The sequence below is a fragment of the Streptomyces sp. NPDC002926 genome, assembly GCF_053591755.1.
In genome coordinates, this window is sequence record NZ_JBSFUK010000004.1 from 86843 (window position 1) to 109981 (window position 23139).

Sequence of the window (23139 nt, forward strand, 5' to 3'; positions counted from 1 at the left end):
CATCGCGAGTGGGCTCGCCACCATGCTGGCATCAGTCCTCTTCGCAACCGTCTGGGCAGGCTCGCAGAAATCCGTACCCTCTGATCCACCCGCCCTTGGTTGGGAGCCGACCGCCCCAGGTTGGGGAGGTTGGGATCCGACAGAAGCCCCGGCCCCGTCCGGCGCCGCGCCTACGCCCCCGATTACAAAGCCCTCGGGAAAGCCGCACATATTCTATGTCCGAATTGAATATCCGGGAACATCGGGTAACTGGTGGGACTTCGACAGACCATCTCCCGAACTTGCTGATCTTAACGGAGGCGGCGACCTGGGCACCTACGGCATGGACATCGTTGTGGTCAGCGGGCGGGCTGTGCACGTGAGTGACTCGAACACGATCAACCAAGCCTTCTGTAAAGGCGAACTGGCAGAGCGACCGGGCGAGGAGCCGCTCCTTGTTCCCATGCATTTTGGAGCGACATACTGCTTCGCGACTGATGAGGGACACATCGGTACGTTCGAAGCCGTCCCTGTCGACTCAACGAGCGTCGGGCTCATCGTGGAACTGTGGACATAGCATCGCCTTGAATAAGCGGATCCGTAGGCGTGGCCGGACGCACGGGACTCGGGCAGCGTCGAGGAGATCCGCGAGGCGTTCGGGCCTCGCTGCTGGATCCAGTACATGCCACATGCCGGGGCCATCGAGGTGCGGGAGATCGGATGGGCTGGCTGATGACGCCCGACACATGCCCGACACAGTTCGTGCCGCCGCGCTGCCACCGGAGCCTCCCCTGCAGGTCAGATGGGGTGCGTGGCGTGATCGGCGCAATCTCTCAGGGTTCGTATCGCCAAAGGTAACTGGGTCTGGCCGCACGGCCCAAGCTCTGGGCTACGACGACTCTGCAACGGCAGCCCTTCAAGAAACTGGTCGATTCGTGCGCATGGCCTGGTCATCGCGTACAGGATGGTGGCCATGGTCAGTGGGGGGCGTGCGGTGCGGACCTTGGCAACGATGCTCAGCGGAGCGCTTTGCCTCGGCGGCATATGGTGGACCTTCTTCGCGCTGGGTGAGGTGAAGTTGGCCGATGCGGACACCGCCGGCGTGTTGTCTGTGGGGCCTGGCCTGGTCGGAGCAGTCCTTGGCGGCTGGGGGCTGTGGTTTTCGATGCGCGGACTGCATGCGCAGCGGACGGGCGAGGTGGTTGCTGATGAGCTGGCGCGGGCGGTGGTGCGAAGGGAGGGGGCGCAGTACCGGCAGCTCCTGGGTAGCGGACTTGCTGCACCGACCGGGCGGATTGATCTGACTTTCACCGCAACTGCAACCGGCGTCAGTGGCACGCAGCCCGCTGGGACACTGGAGGGTATAGCTGACTATTATCGGCGTCTGAGGCCAGGACGAGCCATCATTACCGGCGCGGCATCCGCCGCAGCCGGTGTCAGGGCCAGTGCCGGGGACGCGGGAGCAGGTAAGACCGTACTCGCGGTGACATTGCTCTTGGAGCTGGCTAAAAAGCGCGACACTGGCGATCCGGTACCGGTGCGGCTGACCGCCGCGTCTTGGCCTGGCAGCGAGATACGAAAGTGGGTGCGTGGGCACCTCGTTCAGGTCTACAACCTCAGCCCCCGTGATGCCTCCTCACTCGTCGACGCTGACCTAGTTCTTCCCGTCATCGACGGCCTGGATGAGATGGACGCGCAACCCAATCCGGGCTACAAATCCCGCGCCGCGTCTCTACTACGAGCTGTTGAACGCTTCGAGAGTGGCGGGGCGCACTGCCCAGTCGTTATCACCAGTCGCCATTCCTCATATCAGGCTTTGGTTGCTGCCGACTCCCAACCTCGGATCGTTGCTCACATCGCCGTTGCTCGTGTAGACCCACTGCGCGCCCGCGCCTACCTGGAACAACGCGTAGCCCTCACCGACCTGAATCGGGTCCGCTGGCAGCCGGCCCTCGATGCCCTGGACACAGCATCAACTGCTGGCACCACCGCCGTTTCAGCACCTGTGTTCCTGGCCCGCGCCTTGGATACCCCCTGGCGCTTGACTCTGGCCGCCACGGTCTTTCAGGAGCGCACCTCAAGCGGCGGCTACCTGCGGGACCCTGGTGACCTAATCTCCCTTGCTGCCAGTGGACAGCTCTATGGCTATCTCCTTGACCGGTTCATAGGCGCTGCCGTGGCAGCACCCAGACATGGGAGCGACGAAACTTCGGGCTCACGAGTCGGCGAAGGCCGCACCGGGCTGAGAGGACGGCCACCGTGGCTTGACTCAGACACCGCATGGCGCCACCTTGCGGTCCTTGCCCGCTACCTCAACGAGAATGCCGGTAACCCATCCAGACCCCAGCGTTCAGTTGCTGGCCGCATTCTCAGTAACACCGACCTCGTCCTTCACGAGCTGTGGCCGCTCGCCAATGCCCGCGTGGTCAGGCTGATCGATTACGCCCTGACTACGGCGTTGGCGGCGGCCGTGACTGTGATGCTGCTAGGGCAGTTCGACACGGCAGGCTCCGTGCAACTCCTAGGGTCTGGCGTGGTGCTTGCGCTCGGGACAGTAGTAATAGGGAGTCGGACGTGGCCCCACCCTCAGCGCCTAAATCCACACCGTCTACGCACGCGGGCAGGACGACGCCGCTTCGCTCGCCTGGTAGTGGGTGGAGTCGTTGGCGGCATCGCCACAGGTGTCGTAATCGCGCTCATCACGGCCTTCACGGACGGTCCCATCAGAGGGATCAGAGATGGACTCAAGTTCGGGCCTGCAATGGGCTTGGCCCTGGGCCTCTTCGAAGCCTTCAGAAACGAACTTATAGCCAGTGGTGATCAACCGTCGACCGATCCATGTGACGTCCTGCGCGGAGACCTCGTCACATTGATCACCTACGGGGTAGGGGCCGGACTCGTGACCGAACTAGCGGTCGCTTTGAATAACGGAACCTGGCTCGGCCTCGCATATGGGCTAGCTTATGGGCTCATACTTGGGCTTATGACCGGTGCAGGTCGGGCAACCCTGCGGTACTTCGCATTTCTTCTATGCAGCCACGGTCACCTGCCATGGCGGCTGGGCCGCTTTCTCAACTCCTGCTACCAACTAGGCATCCTTCGCGTGGCCGGGACAGCGTGGCAGTTCAGGCATCGGGAGCTCCAAGATCACCTCGCTAGCCGGCCAGTACCTACGCCCCGGCCCTGAGACATGCTCCCGCTGACGGCATACAGCCCATGCGGTGCCAGTCCGACACTGGATCCCCCACGTCGCTCCCCCTCGTACGCGTGGCACTGTCAGAGGCAACTTCCCAGCACGCGACAGTGGCTGACTATGTGAACGCCGCAAGAGCGCACCAGTGGAGCATCCGGCGAAGGTGGTTAAGCGCGAGACAGCTGATCGAGTCTCACGGTCTATTTGTGAACTGGTGGCTCCCGTAGGCGAAGTCCCGCCACTCTGACCAGCAGAGACGCGTAAGACTCAAGGGGCCTGTCGCATTGGATACACGCATCGAGCCAGAGCGCGCGGCCACCTACCATCCGCTCCGGACTGACTAGCACTCGGCCACCTCCGCGGCCCCAGATGCGTTTGCTCCTAACCGAGCGCTACTAGTTGCCGGAGTTTGCACTTGGTGACGACCTCCGGCTTCACCGCGAACGCGCGGAAGCTGGTTGAGGACATCGGCATCGTGCTGTGCGACGGCCGGCGGTTCGTCGTGTGGACCGAGGCTGGGATCCCGCCGTGGGAGGAGGAGAGGTATCAGGTCTTCCTCCAGACCCCGCAGAGCTTCCGCCGTCTGGTTGAACATCCGTATGGGCCGCTGGCGACTCGGTTCTCTGAATAGACGCCCGGTTCGACGCAGGGCCGCTGTGAGAGTGCTCGACACATACCCGACACAGTGAGCGTCACGGCGCGCCCTTGGCAGGCTTCGCCCCTGGTCAGAGGGGTTGTGAGGCTTGATCGGCGCAATCTCTCCGGAGCCGTGTGCGCAGGTTCGAATCCTGCCGGGGGCACTTCATCCGGACCAGCGTGATCAAACCGCTGACCCGCGGAAGTGCCAGACTTCAAGAGCCGGACCCAGTCCCACTGGGTCCGGCTCTTTGTCGTTCTCCATCACCGATCGCGAGTGAGTGGCGAGTGAGATACCGGCGCCTGAACACGCCACGACTCATGGCCGGCCGCCGTTGATTTTGTGAAGGCGGAGACTTCGTACTGGCTGCTGTACTGACCACCGCTCTGGGACTTCGCGCGGACGGGCCTTGAGGAGCACCTGACCGCCTGGGGCATGACCGCTCACGATCGCTCAACGCTGGCTCCGTCCGCTGTTGTTGATGTCACCTGGTGACGTCACCCGGTGATGTCAGGTTGGATGACCGTATGGAGCGTGTCGAGGCTGAGCTGTTCACAGACGGTGGCAACAACGCAGTGGTGCGCCTGCCTGGCCGCCGCTTCCCCGGTGTACTGGTCCAGGGTGATTTTCTCTCCATCCTTCGCCGCGACGTCGCTGCAGTGGTGGAGGCCTCCGACCGCGGCGACGACGCTGAGGCCCGCGACACCGCCGGCCTCCTCCTGGAGGACCTCGACGAGCTGCTCGCGCGCTTCTCCGCTGCGCTGGAAGCGCACGCGATCCCGCTGCCTTACCGGTCTGAGCTCTGAGCTTGGGAATCACGAGCCGTCCGCAGCCTGATGGCTACCGACCAGCAACAACGGTCGCTTTCGCCTGTCGGCTGCCCTCTTGTGTTGCCCCTGTTGCCCGCTGGTCCCCGCTCCTACCAGTGCGCATCCGGTGCGCTGTCAGTGGCTCCGCAAGGCCTGGCGCCGTCGGTGAGAGCCGTCCATTGCCCTCGTGCGATGCGGTGCTGAAGGTCACCAAGCCGCTTCGGCCAATTGGCGTAGGCCAGTGAGGACCGTCACGGGGCGCACGTCCAGGGCCCGGGCCGCCGGAGCGATGGCGTGCCTCAACGCGCCGAGGCAGTGCTTCTACGCTGTTGCCTGCAGTATGTGCAGGATGACGTCATGACGTCCCATTCCAACGGTCCAGCAGGCCGTCCGTGGCCGCGCTTGCTCATTCGCCTGCCACATGAGCAGGACCTCTTCGCGCGCCAGCGCGGCGTGCAGGACCACATCGCGGACGTGATCACCGCTTTCGCGGGATCTATGGCTTTCGTCTACGTGCATATGGCGTGGTTCGCTGGCTGGATTGTGGTGAACGAAGGCCTGTTCGGAGAGGATGCGGTCTTCGACCCCTTCCCTTTCGGGCTTCTCACCATGATTGTCAGCCTTGAGGCGATCTTCCTGTCGACGTTCGTCATGGTGAGTCAGAACCGTCAGGCCGCGCGTGACATGATCCGCGCCGATCTGAACTATGAGGCCAGTGTGCGTTCGGAGGTTTGGTCGACCAATCTAGGACGTGCCCTGGGCTTGGACCCGGAAGAGATCGAGAGGCAGACGCAGGCGCTCATCACACAGAGCCGGAAAAGGGTAGACGAGGAGACTGAGCATCCGGCGTGAATGCGGGACCGTCGAGTTCTCCGTAGGAGGTCGGTGGAGCGGCTTGGCCGGTGGCCTGGCCGGTTTGGGGTCGAGCATGGTCAGGGGGCCGTACGCTGGCCGGCCACTCGGGCAGGCCGTGCCCCTGCCCGGAATTTGAACGAGTGCCCCGCGACCGGCGCAGCCGGGACTGACGACGGAACTCATACCGAGTGGCTGCTGTAAGCGTCCTGCCCAACGTCAACTCTTCGGAGGTCCCAAAGGCCTCACCAGGGGGCGTGCTCCGCGTGAGTGGGGCGTGAGAATCACGCACACGTGACCTTTGAAGACTCGATTTCACAGGTCAGCGGCACGGCCGAGGCGGGGGCACCCTGTATGAGGTGCCCAAAGACCCCACCATCAGCGCTTTGGCTGAGGACGGGGTCTTGGCGTGTGTGCAGCCGTATGCCTCTCGCAGCGGCCGGATGTCGGAAACCGCGGCCTATGTGCAGGATGGATCATGAAGCGTTTGCCCAGATCAGTCGCCCGAATGCCGAGGGCCCAGAGGAATCCAGTGGGCGGAGGGCCTATCGCCGCTCACTCGTACTCACAAAGTGCTCAGCCAGTGGCTTTGGTGATGATGCGGTCCATCTCCTCCCGGCCGAAGGCCCGCAGGGTCGTGGTACGGACGTTGCCCAACCCGCCGACCTGTAGGAGCACCGCAGTGGCGGTCTCGTCGTCGGGTGCCTCTACGACGGTCACGAGGTCGTAAGGACCGACGGTCCAGTAGATGTTCAGGACCTTTGCCCCGAGCCTTTGTGCCGCTGCGGCGAAGGCCTCGGCGCGCTGCGAGGTGTCCTTGAAGCCGCGGGCCCCTTGATCGGTCCAGTTCAGCAACGTGACGTACGTCGGCATGGCCCTTCACCCCTAGGAAGGAGACACAACACATCGTGGGTCAATTCTGGGCATCACTCGCGTACTGCGCATGAGAAGCGCACCAGAACGGGTGATACGAGCGGTCAGCGATCGAACTCCTCAGGCGGTGGTCAGCTCGGCGGCACGAATGCAGGTGATGACGGCAGCGGCGGGGTGCGGACGGCGGCAGCAGTCGGCATCCCTCACGGTGGTGACGTCCTGCCGGTCGGGCCGGCGTCTGACGACGGCGCCCTGGTTGGGTACGGCGGTGGTGGTCCTGGGCGGGCGGCACGGCGAGGTCGGCGGCCCGGACCGTGCCGAGGCCGGGCACCAGGTACCGGTTGCCACCGGTGCGGCCACGGGGAATCCCACATTGCGCGCCCCGACGTGTTGGGTCATCCCGCGCGGCAGGACGTCGCGGTACACGCCTGCCTCACAGCCAGGCTCGTCGAAGGCGAACGCGGGTCTCATCCGGACGACCGTGAACGGGCCCGATTGAGGCGGGGCGGCTCGTGGTGGACTGGGCAACGCATGTGAGCGTCGGTGGGAGCGAGCCGTCGTGCCTGGGAGCGGGACGCTCAAGTCGCGGACCAGAGACGGCGGTAGAAGTCGGTCCGGTACGGGTCGGGGTCGATTCCGTAGGCGTCGAGGAGCGTGTGCTCCCAGCCGGGGCCGTAGTTCCACTCAGTACTCCAGGTGGCAACGGCCAGGTCGGCCCATCGGTCGGCGACACCGAGGGCACCCATGTCCACGTGACCGGACCAGGTGCCGTCCTCGTGGAGCAGCGTGTTCGGTGCGCAGGGGTCGCCGTGGCACACGACCAGGCGGTCGGTCGTCGGAGGCGCGGGCAGGTCAGCGGGCACCTGGATGCCCGCGAGCTGGGCTCGTTCCAGGCGGCCTTCGATGGACCAGCTGAAGGGGCAGTCGGCCACGGGCAGCCGCTCGTGCAGGGCCCGCAGTCCTGTTCCCAGCGCCCGCACGGCCGTTCCGGGATCTGCCTTCCACCGGGGAGTGACGGCGTTCTCGCCGGGAAGCTCATGGGTGACGAGCCAGGCCCCGGCCTGGTCTGCTCCGTGGTCCCGTACGCGGGGCACGGGCGTGAAACCGCCGGCCCATTTCAGGCGTACTGCCTCCGCGGTCAGGTCCAGCCCGGAGCCTGCCGGAGCCCACTTGGCGAACAGTCGGCCATCCCCTTTGCCGATCCGGAAGGTCAGGCCGCCCAACTCGTTCTGCCACACGGGCAGCAGTGGCCGGTCCCCGGCCAGGTCGGCGATGCGCGCAGGTACACGCACGGTGGACGGCGGCGGTCCGGAAAAGGCCATGAGCGCATGTTCTCCTTCGAGTCGAGCTCCGAGCGAGTGGTTTTCTCCCGCACACCCTGAGCTCGGGAATCACCGCGCTTCCGCGCTTCTACGGCCAGATCTGGCTCCTGACCAGGCGCAACGGTGCTGGAACCGGCCCTGGGAGTCTGGGCCGACATCCCCCATTGACCGAGCCGCGACCGTGGTCATGACGACAGGAAGCGGTACATGGCCCGGCCGTCGGCCTGAGCCTCGGAGTCGCGCAGTTCCGTCCAGGCCGCGTGGTTGGGATCTTGAAGAGCGCCCGCCAATGCCAGCTTCCTGCGATCACCCTTGGTCAACTCACTTTTGAGGACCAGCGGGTTGGCCGGCAGCGAGAGCAGGAAAGCCAGGTCACGGTAATGCTTCGCCTTTGGAGCAGTGGGGATGCTCAATGCGGCCGCTTTGCCGACGATCGCACCCAGCAGGCTGGGACGACGGATGACGCCACGTCGCTCGCCCAGTTGAACGCCGACGCTCTCGCTCCGCTGCATGGCCTGGCGCCCTCCAGGAACTTCCAGCGTTACGCCTGGAGGCGTGGTGGTGAGGTCAGCCCTTTTGCCAAGGTTGTCCGGGGCGAGCAAGTCGACAACGAGCTCTCCCACGTCCCCATCGCGCTTGTACCTGTGCGCCTTGCCCTGCGGCGACACACCGGCGGACCGGAAGCCCAACTCCTCCAGCGCAGCGACAAGCAGACGCAGGCTCTGCTGTTGAGACACCACATCGGCCAGCACATCAAGATCGAGGCTCGCGGCAGGCGGAGTTCTGTCGTGTTCCAGGCCGTGCATCAGCACCATCTGGCCACCGATCAACGTCCACGACTCCGTGACCTTCTCGGAAAGATCCAAGAGAGTGCCCCAAAGCCCCACGAGCGGCCCGGTGAGCAAGTCCGATTCGATACGAACCCGAGCTTGTGCCACTAACCGTCCGCCCCCCTCAGCTCGTGGGATGCCAGCAATGATTCAAGGATGCCTGCCGCCGCGGCACTTGCTCGGTCCTCGTGCGCGTCGAGCAGGTCGGCCGCAACCACGGGAGCCGGAGCATCCGTCCCTTCCTTTCCTTCCCGAGCAGCCGAAACAAGGAAGGGCCAAGCACTGGCAGGCGGCACGCGGACGACAAGGTTGCCGTGCCGGGCATCCAGCACCACGCCGAATGCCGCCTCCAGTTTCCCGAGCATGTCCGGGTGTACGTAGACCTCGGCTCGGCCTGGTGCAACGTAGTCGGCCCCGATGTGGGGAGCCGCACTGGCCCCGGCGCGCACCACGTCCGCGTCTTCGAGCAACGCCGGCAGCAAACCGCGGTGCACGCGGTAGCGCCTCACTTCAGCCCTCGCCGCGAGAAGCTTTCGGATGCGAGCCACCGGCAGATCTTCTTGAGCCGCCAGGTTCCGCAGGCGCGCGAGCAGACGGGAGCGCTCCGGATCCGACAGGCCGGACGGGCGGCTCCCGGCAAGCATGGCAAGTGCTCCCCACGCGTTACGCGCAGACAGAGGCCGCCCCGACTCAGGAGCAGCCACCTTGCGATCTTGCACACTCCGGGCGTCAACGAGCCATCGCCCGCCGACCATCGAACCTTGGAGCCTGCCCTCATGGAGTAGCTGGCGCACACGCGAGTCGTCCACGCCCAGGCTCTCCGCGGCCTGCCTCACGGACACGAAATCCACGTCACACCTCCTTGCGCATACCCTCACGAAATCAGGAGGGAACACGCAACCAGTGTCGGCCCTTCCAGCTATTGCGTCAAACCTCTCGCAATCGGGAGAGAACCCGCAAGGTCAGCATCCGGATCACATCGGAACGCCTGCCCGAAACGCGCCTTTCGTACTGACATGCGAACCTGATAGTGCGCATCGTCCCCGATCCGCTACAGGAGGCACGATCGTGAGCAAGAAGCAGAGCCGGCAGAACCGCGGTGCACGCACCGGCGGACATGAACGCAGCGGTGCGGTGGAGACGAAGGAGCAGGCGCAGAGATCCGCCGCACAGGAGACCGTGCACTCGATCTCGGATCAGGTATCCCACAAGAAGCAGAGGAAGTTCGGCCACAACTGATCTGCGGCGACCGACCCGCGTTGAAACGCAGCGGTGGCGCCCCGCGAGGGGGCCACAACAGAGGGCTGCCCCGACGAGTCTCCGCATGGGGCTCGCCGACTCCCGGAGCGAGGGGGCCCGGCGGACCGGCTCGCGCCGCTGCCGAGCGCGGAGGGTGCGGAGTGCGGGTGGTGAGTACGGGCGCGGAGTGCGGCGCGGCTACTGCGCGGGCAAGCCCCGGACGCACCGCACCGGCCGCCCCGAGGTCACTGGCTCCCCCACGGCCGGTGGGGTGGACGACTCGCGCCGCATTCATGACGAGCCAGACGGAGACTGCACGTGGGCTCGGAGCAGCGCGGCACCGCGAAACCGGGCCGCAGACATGCAGTCCCCGGCGGTCCTTGTCGATGTCGAGAGTCTCAGTCGTCGCTGCTGGCTCCCTCACCGACAGAATCTGCCGGGGGCCTGGCCAGAGCCGGGACAAGAGTCACTCTGCCTTTGGACGTCTCCACAGGGCCGTGTGGCTCTTTCCGGTTGTCCGGTGTATTGATGAGTTTCCTCCGTATTTCGAACTAGTCAAGGCCTTTGTTCGACTTTCTTGGGCCATGCCCGGCTCACCCCCGTACGTAGGCTGGAAGCAAGCCTCGTCGCGCTCGCAATGAGCCCGACGGAAGGTGCCGCCCATGACCGCACCGGCAATTCCACCCGGGCCGACTGCCACGACCCGGGCACCCGAGACCGTCACGGCCGACCCGTACAGCGCCCGGTCGGCCGCGACCGTCACACACCCGTGGGTGCCTTCCTCGTACGCGACGACGTCGGCGTACTCGACCACTTCGGCGTGCCCCGGACGACACGCCGGCGCACAGCGTCCGGGTGATCGTCGTACGAGCGCCTCACGAACAGCGAGCACAGCAGGGTGACGGAACATGAGCGAGATCGAGATCATGACCACGGCATCGCTCGGTGACACCAGCTATCTCCTCGTCAGCGGCGACGAGGCCGCGCTGGTCGACCCGCAGCGGGACAGCTGGGGACTGATCGAGTCCTGTACGTCCAGGGGGGTGCGGATCCATTACGTCCTGGAGACGCATGTGCACAACGACTACGTCTCGGGTGCGCTGGAGGTCCGCGCGGCGACCGGCGCCACCGTGGCCGGCCCGGCCCGCGCGCCGTATGCCTTCGAACATCTGCCGCTGGCGGAGGACGATGAGATCGTCGTCGGCGACGTGACCGTGCGGGCGATGGAGACGCCCGGGCATACGGCGGAGCACACGTCGTACCTCGTTCTCGACGACACCCGGCGGGCGCCGACGGCCGTCTTCACCGGAGGCAGTCTGCTCGTCGGCGGCGCGGGCCGTACGGACCTGTCCGGTGACGAGCCCACGGAGGAGCTGGCCAGGGCGCAGTTCCGTTCGCTGAGGCGGCTTTCGCTCCTGCCGGACGCCACCCGGGTGCTGCCGACGCACGGAGCGGGCAGTTCCTGCGCGGCCGGGCCGGTGTCGGGGGACAGGACCACCACCATGGGCGCCGAGCGGCGTACCAACCCCACGCTGACCGTTCAGGACGAGGAGAAGTTCGTCAGCCAACGGCTGTCGGGCCTGCCGCCGTATCCCGCCTACTACCACTACATGGCACCGCTCAACCGGTCCGGACCGGAGGTACTCGGCGGCCGTCCCACGCTCCGGCCGCTCACGCCGAGCGTGGTGGAGGGCCTGGTCGGGGGCGGCGCGCAGATCGTCGACGGCCGCGACCGCAGAACCTTCGCCGCGGCCCATCTGCCCGGGTCGCTCTGCGACGAGCTGGACGACCGCTACGCGAGCCTGGTCGGCGAGGTCGTGCCGTTCGGCACCCGCCTGGCGCTGGTGCTGCCGGAGCCTGCCGAGGAGGCGGCGGACGAGGCGGTGATCCAGCTGCTGCGGATCGGATACGAGAACGTCGCGGGCTATCTGGCGGGTGGTGTCGACGCCTGGCGGGCAGCCGGCCGCCCGCTGCGTTCCTTCCGTACTGCGGACGTGCTCGAACTGGCCGGGCACGTCGCCGAACGGCGGGTGCTCGACGTACGGCCGGAGCGCCCCGAGGGCGGAATCCCGGGCACGATCGCCGTGCCACTCGCCGAACTGCCCAGGCGGCTCGGCGAGATGCCCAGGGACCGCGAGATCTGGACGATCTGCGGGAGCGGACGCCGGGCGACCATCGCGGCGAGCCTGCTCGACCGGGCCGGGATCCCGGTGACGGCGGTGGTCAGCGGTGGCGCGGGGGACTTGGCGGCACACGCATCAGAACAGGCACGAGAACGGGCATGAGAACAGGCACGAGAACACGCCTCAGCGCGCCATACGCATGAGAGAGGTGAAGATCATGGGCCGCAACGGTTACGCCCACCCCGAGACACTGGTGGACACCGAGTGGCTGGCCGCCCGCCTCGACGACGGAACCGTGCGCGTCATCGACGTGGACGAGGACACCACCGCGTACGAAAAGGGCCACATCCCAGGCTCCGTCGGCTGGAACTGGACCAAGGACCTGCACACCGCCGTGGGCCGGGACTACCTGGACGTGGAAGCGCTCGGGCAACTGCTGGCCGCGGCCGGCGTGGAGGACGACACCACCGTGGTGCTGTACGGAGGCAACAACAACTGGTTCGCTGCGTACGCCTACTGGATCCTGCGACTGCGCGGCTTCAACAAGGTGAAGCTGCTCGACGGTGGCCGGAAGAAATGGGAGCTGGAAGGCCGCGGGGTGAGCCAGGAGGTCGTGAACCGTCGGCGCACCGGCTTCACGGTGACGGGACAGGAGAACCCGCAGTTCCGCGCGCTGCGCGGTGAAGTGCTGGAGAGTCTGGGGTCCGCCGCTCGCATGGTCGACGTACGGTCCCCCCAGGAGTACCGGGGCGAGCAGCTGGCGCCCCCGCACCTGCCGCAGGAACAGGCGCAGGTGCCCGGCCACATCCCCGGCGCGGCCAACATCCCCTGGTCACAGGCGGCCAACGATGACGGGACCTTCAAATCGGCCGACGAACTCAAGGAACTCTATGCCCGTAAAGGCATCACGCCGGATCACGAGATCATCGCCTACTGCCGTATCGGAGAACGCTCCTCGCACACCTGGTTCGCGCTCCACGAGCTGCTCGGCTACCCGGACGTCAAGAACTACGACGGGTCCTGGACGGAATACGGCTCGCTCGTGCGCGCTCCTGTCGAGATGGGGTGACGCAGGGGATCAGGCCCTGATCGGCGGCCTCGTCATCAAGGCGTGTTCCGGGAGCTCGTGACCCGACTGCCGAGCCCGGAGTTCGCCCTCGCGGGCCAACTGCCCTGATCCCAGGGGCCGATACCCACATGTGATCGTTCCATGTATCCGCGCGACACGTTGATCGTTATTATCCGGTTGATCTTGGACGGCTCACACAGCCGCCATGGTCGAGCAGTGGATGAAACGAAGAAGTGGAGCGCAGGAGTGAAGAAGCGGATCATAGGGACGCTCGCCGCCGCCGCATGCACCGTCCTCATGGCAACCCCCGCCCAGGCCGAGCCCAATTGGCCGTCCTGGCCCGGTGAGGTCAAGACCAGCGACGGGATGGGATACGGCTACTTCGCGTACGACGGCGACTACATCGGCGCCAACGACTTCAAGTTCGACGGGGCGAGCACGGTCACCCGCTGGGAGACCGACTACGGCCGCTCGGGCGAGTGCAAGGACACGAACGGCGCCCAGAACGGCGTGACGGCCTGCAACTACGACATGGCCGAGAGCGGATACGTCCGCGTCAAGGTGTGCCACCGGGACTACAGCAACGACATCGGCTGGATCAACTGTTCCTCGTGGAGCCAGTGGCTCTCGATCCGTGACGGTGTTCCACGCTAGCAGCGCCGCACGCCGCTGGTGCTGCTACCGCGGCTTGCCCATGAGTGTCGGGCAGCCTCGCAGGCTGCGGCAGTCGCGGGCTCCTGGCTGGTCCGGGCCGCTCCTGAGGCGCGGTGGGCGAGCGTGGGCGACCATGGAGGGGCGGGGCAGCGGCAAGACGCGGAGCGACGCTCCAGGCCCCTGCCGAGCCTTGTCGGGAGGCCCTATGGAGTACCCGGAAAGGTACGAGCTGATATTTCAGGCGTCCGCCGTGGAGGACGACGTCGTGATCGTCCGGCGCACCGAGAGAGCGGGAGCGGGCGGATATCCGATCTACGAGGACGAGACGGGGATCGTGCGCGCCGAGATCAGCGACCGAGGTGAGGTACGGATGGTGGCCAGTGGAGGACATCAGGCGCCCGGGACTCCGACGGCGCGGTCACTCGGCTGACACGGGCACTCGGTTGACGGCGCGTCCCCCCTGCTGACCGCGCGGTCGTTGACTGGCGCGGTCGTTGACGGCGCCGACACGACTCGTTCGACGGGGCGGCCGGCCGCCGGCCGTAGACCACTCCGGTCACGCCCGCCGGACTGCCCACGCGGGCGGTCCGGCGGGCGCGCGGACGGTGCAGGCCCCCTCTGGAGGTGAGCTCATGAACCCGCGCAAGGTACCGGCCCGGTGGGCGGAACCCCTGCAGCCCCCACCCGGCTACTTCGGAGCGGAAGAGAGCACGCCCGACGAGACGCGGCGGCGCCTCATCCTCGACTGGGCGGTGAATCAGCGGATCGCCAGCGGATGGCGTGTCGAATCCCGCTCGGAGACGCAGGCGGTCATGGTCCGTGGCGAGCCGGTGAACCATGTGCTGCACGCCATCCTCAGCCTCGTCACCTGTTTCCTGTGGGTCGTTGTGTGGGCCGTTCTCACCGTGGTGAACAAGGTCGAGCGGGTCGCACTCACGGTCGATGCGCAAGGCCACGTCGTCGCGGTGCACGCTCCGAGGTCCTGAGCCGTCCGGCACTCCATGTCAACTCGCCGCCGTCGTCCTCGCCGAGGCGGGCGGCGCCGGTGCCGTCCTTGCCGAGGCCGGCGGCGCCGAGAAGGCCAGGCGGCGGTGAACGCGGCGGAGCATCAGGCGGGACATGAACGGGTGGAAGCGACGGATCACCGCGAAGTAGAGCCTGCCGCGCCGGTTGTGGGTCTTCACCACCGTGGTGAGCGTGACCTTGTCGTCGGCGATCAGGACCGAGGCGCGAAAGTCCAGGTGGCTCGCGTCCTCGCCCAGCAGGAGTTCGTTCGACGCGGTCGCCCGGACCGCAAAGGGGAGAACTCCGCGCCAGGCCTCGGGGTCACGGGGCATGCCCGGGGCCAGGGGAAGCTGCCATGCGTCGGTGAAGTCCGGGGCGGCAAAGGCCTGATGAGCCAGTTCGGCCTCACGCGGCACATCCGTCGCGGTCGGACGGACCCAGATCATGCGGTGCATCAGACGTGCCCACCGGGACCAGCGGTACGGGCGGGGCAGGCCGGCCGGGGACGCGGCGCGCTCGATGTTGTCGATGAGCTCTTCGATCATCGTGTCGTGCAGCGGGCGGGTCACCAGGGTCCAGAGCAGCGATGACCTGAGTCCCTGCTCCTGTTCGAGCACATGCCGCACACGGCAGCGGTCCGCGTCCAGCGGTTCTACGGCGAGGGCGTGGAAGCCGTTGGACGGCGGGGCGAAGTCGCAGCGGACGCTACGGCCCGGGTCGTACGCGCTCACCGAGTAGCGGACGAAGCCGTGGCCGCCGCTCGCGCCGACGGCGAGCGGGCCGTCGAAGCGTATCGGCGGCCAGACGGGGCTCGGGCTGAGCGGGTCGTCCTGGGAGGAGACGCGGTCGAGCAGGGCGCCGACCACCCCCGGCGAGGCCTGAATTACGCGTTCATGGACGTTCCGGACCGTGCGCATCCCGCACCTCCGTACGGTGGCGTATGTTTCACCATACGGTAGCGTATGGACATGACGCAGGCAGAGCGGGCACGGCAGACGGGACCGGGACGCAAGAGACTCTCGGCGCGCGACTGGGCCGACGCGGCGCTCGCCGCCATCAGTGAGCGCGGGCTCGCGGCCGTCGCGGTGGAGCCGCTGGCCGCCCGGCTGGGGACGACCAAGGGCAGCTTCTACTGGCACTTCACCAACCGTGAAGCACTGGTCGAGGCCGCGCTCGGCCGGTGGGAGGAGATCTGCACCGAGGAGATCATCACCGCCATGGAGTCCGAACCGGACCCCGAGAAACGGCTGCGTACCCTCTTCGCCAGGGCCACCGCCTCGGCGGCCGAGGATCCCCTCGAGGTCTCCCTGCTCGCCACCGCAGCTCATCCCCAAGTCGCGCTCGTACTGCGGCGAGTGACGGAGCGCCGGGTCGGCTACGTGGCGCGCCTCTTCGAGGAGCTGGGCTTCCCGCCGGACCAGGCCCGGCAGCGCGGGCTGCTCGCGTACACCAGCTATCTCGGGCACACCCAGCTGAGCCACGCCGTGCCGCAGGCTCTCCCCGTGGGCGCCGAGCGCGGCGACTATCTGGAGTCCGTCATCGACAACCTGCTGCGTCGCGCATAGAACCGCCCGCGGCCCACTCCGCCCGCGCGGCCGGACCGGGATCAGGCCGTGGCGCGCTTCTTCGCGGTGGTCTTCTTGGCCGTGGACTTCTTCGCCGTGGACTTCTCCGCCGCCGACCCGGCCGCCGTGGACCTGGCGGTCGTCGACTTCGTGGCCGTGGACTTGGTGGCGGACGTCTTCTTCGCCGTGGACTTGGTGGCGGACGACTTCTCCGCCGTGGACTTGGCGGTCGTCGACTTGGTGGCCGTGGACTTGTCGGCACCGGACGCCGACTTCTTCGGCACCGTCTTCTTCGCCGCCGCCGTGGACTTCTTCGCGTCGGCACCCCCCGGCTTCGGCGCCGCCGCCCGCTTGCGCCCCTTGATCGGAGTAACCTCGGCGACCTCCCGGCCCTCCTCGCCCCGCGCCTCCTTCGCCACGCGCACGCTGTTCTCCAGCGCGGCCATCAGGTCGATGACCTTGCCGCCGCCGGACTCCGCCGGCACCTCCTCGGGCACCACGCCGCCCTCCGCCTTCGCCGCGATCATGGCCTCGACCGCCGCCCGGTAGTCGTCGTGCAGCGAGTCCAGGTCGACCTCGCCGAGAGTGTCCATCAACGCGTCGGCCAGGTCGAGTTCGGCCTCCCGGACGGTGACCCCCTGGTCCGGCGCGACATCCTCGGTGCCGCGGATCTCGTCCGGCCAGAGCAGGCCGTGCATGGCGATCACATCGTCGACGACGCGCAGCACGCCCAGGCGCTCCCGGCCGCGCAGCGCGAATTTGGCGACTGCGACCTTCTCGCTCCGCTTGAGTGCCTCGCGCAGAAGTGTGTACGGCTTGGCGGCCGGGACACCGTTGGCCGACAAGTAGTAGGCGGCGTCCATCTGGAGCGGGTCGATCGACGACGCCGGCACGAAGGCGACGATCTCGATCGTCTTCGCCGTGGGCAGCGGGAGCGAAGCCAGGTCCTCGTCGGTGATCGGGACGAGGGTTCCGTCCGCGGCCTCGTACGCCTTGCCGATCTCGGCGGCGGTCACTTCCTTCTCCTCCAGTTCGCAGACCTTGCGGTAGCGGATCCGGCCGCCGTCGGCGGTGTGGATCTGGCGGAACGAGATGGAGTGGTTCTCGGTGGCGTTGACCAGCTTGATACCGATGCTGACCAGGCCGAAGGAGATCGCGCCGTTCCATATGGATCGCACGTTTCATCCCTTTCATCCGAAATAGAGGGATTCATGGGATTCTCATCGTATGACGCCGATCACGGAAGTGGAGGGGCGACGCCTGGCGCTCAGCAACCTGGAGAAGGTCATCCACCCCGCCACCGGAACCACCAAGGGCGAGATCCTGCACTACTACGCCAGCACGGCGGACGCGATCCTCCCGCATCTCGCCAACCGTCCGGTGTCCTTCCTCCGCTACCCGGACGGACCGGAAGGGCAGCTGTTCTTCACCAAGAACCCGCCACCCGGTACGCCGTCCTGGGTGCGCACCACCGCCGTACCCCGCTCGGAGGACAAGGACGCACGGCAGGTCGTCATCCAGGACCTGCCATCACTGATGTGGGCGGCAAACCTCGTCGTGGAGTTCCATACGCCCCAGTGGCAGGCGGACGAGCCGGCGGTCGCCGACCGTATGGTCTTCGACCTCGACCCGGGCGCGCCCGCGACGATCGCCGAGTGCTGCGCGGTGGCACTGTGGCTGCGCGAGCGACTGGCGGCGGACGGCTTGCACGCGTACACCAAGACCTCGGGCTCCAAGGGTCTGCACGTCCTCGTGCCGGTGACGCCCACGCCTTCCGAGGAGGTTTCCGCGTACGCGAAGAGCCTGGCCGTCGAGGGCGAGGCCGCGCTGCCGGGGCTGGTCCTGCACCGGATGGCCCGCTCCCTGCGGCCCGGGAAGGTCTTCGTCGACCACAGCCAGAACGCCGCCGCGAAAACCACCGCGGCGCCCTACACGCTGCGCGCCCGCGTCGAGCCGACCGTCTCCGCGCCGGTGACCTGGGAAGAGGTAGAGGAACAGCAGAACCTCGTGTTCCGGATCGGCGACATCGCGCCACGGCTGGCGCGGTACGGAGATCTTCTCGGCCCGCTCGTCGATCCCCAGCAGGCCCGGCCGCTGCCATGAGCGGCGCGCCGACGCCCCCGCTGAAGGTGGCGCTCGCCGAATCGGTGAGCGTGCTGCCGCGCGGCCACGGCCTGGCGTACGAGCCCAAGTTCGACGGCCACCGGATGGTGATCTTCCGGACCGGCGGGAAGGTGGTGCTCCAGGCCCGGTCGGGCCGGATCATCACCTCCGCCTTCCCCGATCTCGAGGAGGCGGCCCGCCGGCTGCCGGACGGCACGGTCCTGGACGGCGAGGTGGTGGTGTGGACGGAGGGCCGTACGGACTTCGCCGCCGTACAGAAGCGGGCGACCGCCACACCCGGGCGCGCGCCCACGCTCGCGCGACGGCTGCCCGCCTCCTACGCGGCCTTCGATCTGCTCGCCGAGGGCGGCGAGGATCTGCGGCGGCTGGCGTACGAGAAACGGCGCGCGCGGCTGGTCGCGCTGCTCGCCCCGCTCGGTCCGCCACTGCAGGCCGTGCCGATGACCCTGGACGCCGAGGAGGCGGCCACCTGGTTCGAGACCCTGCCCGCGATCGGCGTCGAGGGGCTGGTGGTCAAGCGCCTCGACCAGACCTACAGGAGCGGCACGCGCGCGTGGCTGAAGGTCCGGCACACCTACGCGCGCGACGCGGCGGTCATCGGCTTCACCGGCCCTCCGGCGCGGCCGTCCGCGCTGGTGCTGGCCGTGGCCGACGACCTCGTCCCGGTGGTGTCGAGTCCGCTCGCTCCGGCACTGCGCGCCCAGGCGGCGGGCGCGCTGGAGGGGCGGGTGACTAGCGGGACCGGGACGGCGACGGCAACCGGCGTGGGCGAGGTCGCGTACCGGACCGTCGGGCCCGGAGTGACGGCCGAGGTGGAGCAAGGGACGACGCGGCACACAGTCACCACGGTGCTGCGGCTGCGGCTCCCCCAGGATCAAGATCGGGATCGGGATCGGGATCGGGATCCGAGCCAGGATCAGCAAGAGAATTAATCAAGTTTGACTAGTTGGCGACCTGGGGATACCGTCCTCGAGTAGTCAAACGTGAAGAGGAGACGGCGTGACCTTTCTGCCCGATACCGGATACACCGCTACCCCCGCAGAACTGGCGAGTATCGAGGCGTGGTTCGCCGCGTACGACGCACACAGCGCCAAGCGCGAGATCGAGCGCATGGCGGACCTGGCCGTTTTCCCGCTCAACCTGGTCAGCGACGACTCGGCGGGAGACGGCGCCTCCGCGCAGTGGGACCGGCAGCAGTTCATCGAGACGATGAGCCAGGTGATGGGTGACGGCAGCGACGACATCACCTTCGAGTCGACGCGTACGCCCGTCTTCCTCTCCCCCGCGATGGCCGTCGTCTTCACGGACTCCACCATGACCGCGGCCGGACAGACGCAGCAGCTGCGGTACGCCGACATTCTGATCAGGCGCGACGGAAAGTGGGCGTTCCAGACCATGCTCCAGAGCGGCTGGGGCGACAACCTCCGCTGACCGCTGACCGCTCACCACCGGCGGTCGGCCGACGGCCGTCGGCTGCTGATGGGCGGCCCTCGGCTGCTGATGCGACGCGGCGTCAGGCGCGCAGCCAGGTGCGACGGTCGCGCGCCGTCGCGTACAGCGCCTCGATGTCCGCGGGCTTCAGTACGCCGCCGAGCCTGGTCAGCGCGGGCACCTCGTCGTCCCGCAGAATCCTTACGTCCGGCGGCGCGGGCATCATGTCCAGCCGCGCCGCCGCGACCACGGCGAGCACCGGGCGCACCCCGGCCGTCAGCGCGAGCGCGGCACGCTCGGCCCGGCGGCGGGCCAGCCGAAGCCGGGGAACCGGTTCGCCACGGCCGACCCGGACCATGGGGTCGGCGATCCGCACCCGCAGCCGCCGGGCCTGGAGCGTGTGCACGGCCAGCACCCCGGCGGGCCCGATGGCCAGATGGTCGATGTGCTCGGTGCCGGGCAGCGGAACCGAGTGCAGGATCCGCCAGCCCGCGGCCTCCAGCCGGTCGAGCTCGCCGCCCAGCAGCTGGTACGCGGCGAGTTCCGCGCGGCGCGGATCCTGGCGGAAACGGTGGCCGGCGGGGAGTTGCTCCAGTTCGGCCTGCAGCGCCTCGCCGGGGCGGTTGGGGGCCAGATCGTCGTCGGGGTGCAGTGACAGCCTGGCGAGGTCGGCGGAGGTGGGGACGGGCGGCGGACCGACGGTGACATCGTCGGTGAGATACGGGGCGAGGGCTGCCAGCACATCGGCGCGGTGGCGGTCGGAGACCAGGCTCACCCGGCCGCTGTCCCGGTCGTACCAGGCGACGCTCCGGCCGTTCGGCAGGCTGACGTACAACCGGTCCCGGCCCTGCTCACGTGCCGGTGTGACGCGCAGTCCCGTCATGCCATCACCCCCCGACCATGGGAACAGCCCACAGCCTTCGGGGGCAATAACCGCGCGATGTCCGGGCAGTGGTGCACACTCTCCCCAAGCGCACAGTTCTTGGGAGGGGGCAAGCGTGTTCGGGGGGATCGACGAGGTCGAGTGGGCCGCACTGGGGCATGCTTACGGCCCGGCGGACGATGTGCCGGAAATGCTGCGCGGACTGGCTTCCGCGGACCCGGCGGAGCGCGAGACGGCGCTCGACGGGATGTACGGGGCGGTGCACCACCAGGGCGATGTGTACGACTCGACGCTCGCCTGCATCCCGTTCCTTCTGGAGCTCGTCACGAATCCGGCGGTCCAGGACCGGGGCGGCATCGTAGAGCTGCTGACCAGCATCGGCGGCATCGATCTGGACGGCGACGACGAACTCGACCCGGACGACGACGAGTTCGAGTACGCCGCGAACTACGCGATGGCCGCGTCGGCCGTGACCGCGGGCGCGGACGCCTTCCTCGGACTGGTCGACGCCGACGACCGCGGGGTGCGGCTCGCCGCGCCGCTCGCGCTCGCCACGCTGCACGACGATCCGGAGCTGGTGCTCGGTCTGCTGCGCGACCGGCTGGGCGTGGAGCCGGACGCCGAGGTGCGGTTCGCCTGCGTCGAAGCCGCGGGCCGGATAGCCCTGCGGCACGAGTATCTGGTGCCCGAGGTGGTGGAGTGGCTCTCCGGCCTGACCCGGGTGTCGTACGGCCCGGGACTGCGGCTTGCCGCGCTCGCGCAGCTCGCCCGCTCCGCGCCGGGGGAGCTGCCGTCCGATGTCGTACCGGGCGTGGCAGGCCTGCTGCGCGAGCTGCGCGCCGAGCCGGTGGTGACGGCTCAGGCCGCCGAACGGCCGTCGACGCCGACACTCGTCGGGCAGCTGCGCGAGCGCCACGAGGCGGATACGGCCGGCCGCCACGCCCCCTGGACCGCGGATCTGCTCCGTACGCTGCACTCCGGTCTCGGCGATCGCGTCGAGGACCGGACAGCGCTGCTGACCGATCAGCTGTGCAGCCCCGACTGGGGGCAGCGGATCGACGCCGTGCGGATGAGCAGCGGACTGCTGCGGACCTGGCGCGGCGCGTACGAGGAGCTGGTCGGCCTGATCGGGGAGCAACTCGCCGACCCGGAGCCACGGCTGGCCGAGGCGGCCGCCGACGCGCTGGAGGAGTTGTTCTCGCTCGCCGGGCCCGCCACGGACGCGCTTGCGGACCGGGTCGCCGCGGACCCCGCGGCCTGGGTGCGGGAGTGGGCGGGCGGTCCGCCGTCGCTCGGCAGCGCGGTCAAGGCGCTGGCACGGGCGGGCGACCGGCGTGCGGTGCCGGTGCTCGCGCGGGCGCTGGAGCTGCCCGAGGCGCCGCACGATCTGGGGTACGCGCTCGACCATCTGGGGGCGGCGGCCGCACCGCTCGCACCCGTGCTGCGCCGCCGCCTCGGCGAGTTGGAGCTGGACGACCGGCTGCACGACCGGGCTGGACCGTTGCTGTACGGACTGACCGCGCTGCGGGCCCCCGACGCGGTGCCCGAGGTGCTGCGCATCCTGCGGGGCGCGCCGGAGTACCGCAAGGAGTGGCTGACCGAGTCGGTGCTGCGGGCGCTCACCGCGTTCGGGCCGGCGGCGGGCGAAGCCGTGCCGGATCTGCGCGCGATGCTGGGCTGTGGCAGCTGCTCGGCGCCCCTTGCGGCGCGGACCGCAGGCGCGCTCTGGGCGATCGAGGGTGACGCGGGGGCCGTACTGCCGGTGCTGCGAGCGGCGCTGTCGGAGGCGGACTCCGCGTCCCGGCGCTCGGGGGCGACGGTGCTCGGCACGCTGGGCGCGGCGGGCGCGGAGGCCGCTCCGGCGCTCGGTGAACTGCTGGGGGCGGCGGATCCGTGGACCCGGGTGGACGCGGCGATCGCGCTGTGGCGTGTGACGCGAAACCCGGAGCGGCCCTGGCCGGTGCTCCTGGCGGCCTGGGAGGGACAGGCGAACACCCGCGTGCCGACGGCCGAATGCCTGGCGGAGCTGACGGCCGACGGGGTGGAGGGCGCCGAGCGGATACTCCGCCGCGAGCTGGGATCCGTACGACGTCATAACGCGATCGACGGCGGATACAGCAGCCATGACATCTTTACGGACGAGAAGCTGCTGGCCCTGTGCCGGCAGGCACTTACCAGGGAGGGACCAACAGCATGATCATCTTTGGCACTCGGGGATACCTCTACCAGCTGGCGATACTGACGCTGGTATGCGGACACTGCGGCAATCCCTCCGCGCACACGCTCAGGAAGCGCGTCACGAAGTTCACGCTGTTCTTCGTGCCACTGTTCCCGTTCTCCACGAAGTACGCGACTCAGTGCACGTTTTGCGGCGCGGAGGCGAGCGTGAGCAAGGAGAGTGCGGAGCAGCTGCAGATCCAGAGCGCGGGCGCACAGGGCGGTCAGGCGCACGGGCAGCCGTCGCAGCAGCAGCCCGGACAGCAGCCGTACCAGCACTGACGGCAGGCCGGAAGGCAGGCGGGGCCGGGGCGGACCGGGGGCGGCGGCATCA

Annotated in this window: 23 protein-coding genes and 2 pseudogenes; 16 read left to right on the plus strand and 9 right to left on the minus strand. The window is 68.2% G+C overall.

Annotated features, from left to right (window positions below; all coding sequences use genetic code 11):
• The first annotated feature begins 991 nt into the window (after positions 1–991).
• From ACWDZ6_RS09490 to ACWDZ6_RS09505, 4 genes are all read left to right on the plus strand, one after another.
• Positions 992–3166: an NACHT domain-containing protein gene (locus tag ACWDZ6_RS09490; protein ID WP_451502680.1), complete on the plus strand. Its 2175-nt coding sequence runs from the start codon at positions 992–994 to the stop codon at positions 3164–3166.
• A gap of 421 nt (positions 3167–3587) precedes the next feature.
• A complete protein-coding gene (locus tag ACWDZ6_RS09495; protein ID WP_451502403.1) occupies positions 3588–3803 on the plus strand; it encodes a hypothetical protein in 216 nt (71 codons plus the stop codon).
• 533 nt (positions 3804–4336) lie between these two features.
• Positions 4337–4615 (plus strand): DUF6959 family protein, encoded by a 279-nt coding sequence (locus ACWDZ6_RS09500; RefSeq protein ID WP_451502404.1) that lies wholly within the window; start codon positions 4337–4339, stop codon positions 4613–4615.
• Positions 4616–4975: 360 nt separating this feature from the next.
• A complete protein-coding gene (locus ACWDZ6_RS09505; RefSeq protein ID WP_451502405.1) occupies positions 4976–5470 on the plus strand; it encodes a DUF1003 domain-containing protein in 495 nt (164 codons plus the stop codon).
• A gap of 576 nt (positions 5471–6046) precedes the next feature.
• Here the strand turns inward: ACWDZ6_RS09505 and ACWDZ6_RS09510 are convergent.
• The 6 genes and pseudogenes from ACWDZ6_RS09510 to ACWDZ6_RS09535 all read right to left on the minus strand — a co-directional run.
• On the minus strand, positions 6047–6343 hold the full coding sequence (locus tag ACWDZ6_RS09510) for a GYD domain-containing protein (protein ID WP_451502406.1): 297 nt from the start codon (positions 6341–6343) through the stop codon (positions 6047–6049).
• A gap of 274 nt (positions 6344–6617) precedes the next feature.
• Positions 6618–6805, minus strand: a pseudogene (locus ACWDZ6_RS09515) (YciI family protein); the annotation flags it as partial.
• Between the two features lie 116 nt (positions 6806–6921).
• Positions 6922–7665 carry a phosphotransferase gene (locus tag ACWDZ6_RS09520; RefSeq protein ID WP_451502407.1) on the minus strand — a complete coding sequence of 248 codons (744 nt, stop codon included), beginning with the start codon at positions 7663–7665 and terminating at the stop codon, positions 6922–6924.
• Between the two features lie 185 nt (positions 7666–7850).
• A complete protein-coding gene (locus ACWDZ6_RS09525) occupies positions 7851–8531 on the minus strand; it encodes a nucleotidyl transferase AbiEii/AbiGii toxin family protein (RefSeq protein ID WP_451502408.1) in 681 nt (226 codons plus the stop codon).
• 71 nt (positions 8532–8602) lie between these two features.
• On the minus strand, positions 8603–9139 hold the full coding sequence (locus ACWDZ6_RS09530; protein WP_451502681.1) for a type IV toxin-antitoxin system AbiEi family antitoxin: 537 nt from the start codon (positions 9137–9139) through the stop codon (positions 8603–8605).
• A gap of 84 nt (positions 9140–9223) precedes the next feature.
• A pseudogene (locus ACWDZ6_RS09535) lies at positions 9224–9391 on the minus strand (excisionase family DNA-binding protein); the annotation flags it as partial.
• A gap of 172 nt (positions 9392–9563) precedes the next feature.
• Here ACWDZ6_RS09535 and ACWDZ6_RS09540 point away from each other — a divergent pair.
• The 6 genes from ACWDZ6_RS09540 to ACWDZ6_RS09565 all read left to right on the plus strand — a co-directional run bounded on the left by ACWDZ6_RS09540 (position 9564) and on the right by ACWDZ6_RS09565 (position 14566).
• On the plus strand, positions 9564–9734 hold the full coding sequence (locus ACWDZ6_RS09540) for a hypothetical protein (protein ID WP_366733545.1): 171 nt from the start codon (positions 9564–9566) through the stop codon (positions 9732–9734).
• 908 nt (positions 9735–10642) lie between these two features.
• Positions 10643–12019, plus strand: a complete 1377-nt coding sequence (locus ACWDZ6_RS09545) for an MBL fold metallo-hydrolase (RefSeq protein WP_451502409.1) — start codon at positions 10643–10645, stop codon at positions 12017–12019.
• 55 nt (positions 12020–12074) lie between these two features.
• Positions 12075–12926 (plus strand): sulfurtransferase, encoded by an 852-nt coding sequence (locus ACWDZ6_RS09550; RefSeq protein WP_451502410.1) that lies wholly within the window; start codon positions 12075–12077, stop codon positions 12924–12926.
• A 216-nt stretch (positions 12927–13142) separates the two neighbouring features.
• Complete coding sequence (locus ACWDZ6_RS09555; protein ID WP_451502411.1) at positions 13143–13580, plus strand: hypothetical protein; 438 nt, start codon at positions 13143–13145, stop codon at positions 13578–13580.
• Between the two features lie 205 nt (positions 13581–13785).
• Positions 13786–14010, plus strand: a complete 225-nt coding sequence (locus ACWDZ6_RS09560) for a DUF6296 family protein (protein ID WP_451502412.1) — start codon at positions 13786–13788, stop codon at positions 14008–14010.
• Positions 14011–14212: 202 nt separating this feature from the next.
• Complete coding sequence (locus ACWDZ6_RS09565) at positions 14213–14566, plus strand: hypothetical protein (protein ID WP_451502413.1); 354 nt, start codon at positions 14213–14215, stop codon at positions 14564–14566.
• Between the two features lie 18 nt (positions 14567–14584).
• Here ACWDZ6_RS09565 and ACWDZ6_RS09570 read toward each other — a convergent pair whose 3' ends face one another.
• Positions 14585–15502, minus strand: coding sequence for a DUF2867 domain-containing protein (locus tag ACWDZ6_RS09570; RefSeq protein ID WP_451502414.1), 918 nt, complete (start codon positions 15500–15502; stop codon positions 14585–14587).
• Positions 15503–15553: 51 nt separating this feature from the next.
• Between ACWDZ6_RS09570 and ACWDZ6_RS09575 the strand changes: the two genes are divergently transcribed.
• On the plus strand, positions 15554–16150 hold the full coding sequence (locus ACWDZ6_RS09575; protein WP_451502415.1) for a TetR/AcrR family transcriptional regulator: 597 nt from the start codon (positions 15554–15556) through the stop codon (positions 16148–16150).
• Positions 16151–16191: 41 nt separating this feature from the next.
• Here the strand turns inward: ACWDZ6_RS09575 and ku are convergent, their stop codons facing one another.
• Entirely contained in the window at positions 16192–17328 is a 1137-nt protein-coding gene (gene ku / locus ACWDZ6_RS09580; RefSeq protein ID WP_451502416.1) for a non-homologous end joining protein Ku, read from the minus strand.
• 49 nt (positions 17329–17377) lie between these two features.
• Here ku and ligD point away from each other — a divergent pair, with 49 nt between their 5' ends.
• The 3 genes from ligD (at position 17378) to ACWDZ6_RS09595 (ending at position 19705) form a co-directional block, all read left to right on the plus strand.
• On the plus strand, positions 17378–18253 hold the full coding sequence (ligD, locus tag ACWDZ6_RS09585; RefSeq protein ID WP_451502417.1) for a non-homologous end-joining DNA ligase: 876 nt from the start codon (positions 17378–17380) through the stop codon (positions 18251–18253).
• Entirely contained in the window at positions 18250–19206 is a 957-nt protein-coding gene (locus tag ACWDZ6_RS09590) for an ATP-dependent DNA ligase (protein ID WP_451502418.1), read from the plus strand. The genes ligD and ACWDZ6_RS09590 overlap by 4 nt, the downstream gene beginning before the upstream one ends.
• A 67-nt stretch (positions 19207–19273) precedes the next feature.
• Positions 19274–19705, plus strand: a complete 432-nt coding sequence (locus ACWDZ6_RS09595) for a DUF4440 domain-containing protein (RefSeq protein ID WP_326652572.1) — start codon at positions 19274–19276, stop codon at positions 19703–19705.
• 82 nt (positions 19706–19787) lie between these two features.
• Here the strand turns inward: ACWDZ6_RS09595 and ACWDZ6_RS09600 are convergent, their stop codons facing one another.
• Complete coding sequence (locus ACWDZ6_RS09600) at positions 19788–20588, minus strand: nuclease-related domain-containing protein (RefSeq protein ID WP_451502419.1); 801 nt, start codon at positions 20586–20588, stop codon at positions 19788–19790.
• A 115-nt stretch (positions 20589–20703) separates the two neighbouring features.
• On the opposite strand from ACWDZ6_RS09600, the gene ACWDZ6_RS09605 reads away from it, so the two are divergent.
• Positions 20704–22785: a PBS lyase gene (locus ACWDZ6_RS09605; RefSeq protein WP_451502420.1), complete on the plus strand. Its 2082-nt coding sequence runs from the start codon at positions 20704–20706 to the stop codon at positions 22783–22785.
• Positions 22782–23087 (plus strand): zinc-ribbon domain-containing protein, encoded by a 306-nt coding sequence (locus tag ACWDZ6_RS09610; RefSeq protein ID WP_451502421.1) that lies wholly within the window; start codon positions 22782–22784, stop codon positions 23085–23087. Before ACWDZ6_RS09605 ends, ACWDZ6_RS09610 begins: the two co-directional genes overlap by 4 nt.
• The last annotated feature ends 52 nt before the right edge of the window (positions 23088–23139 follow it).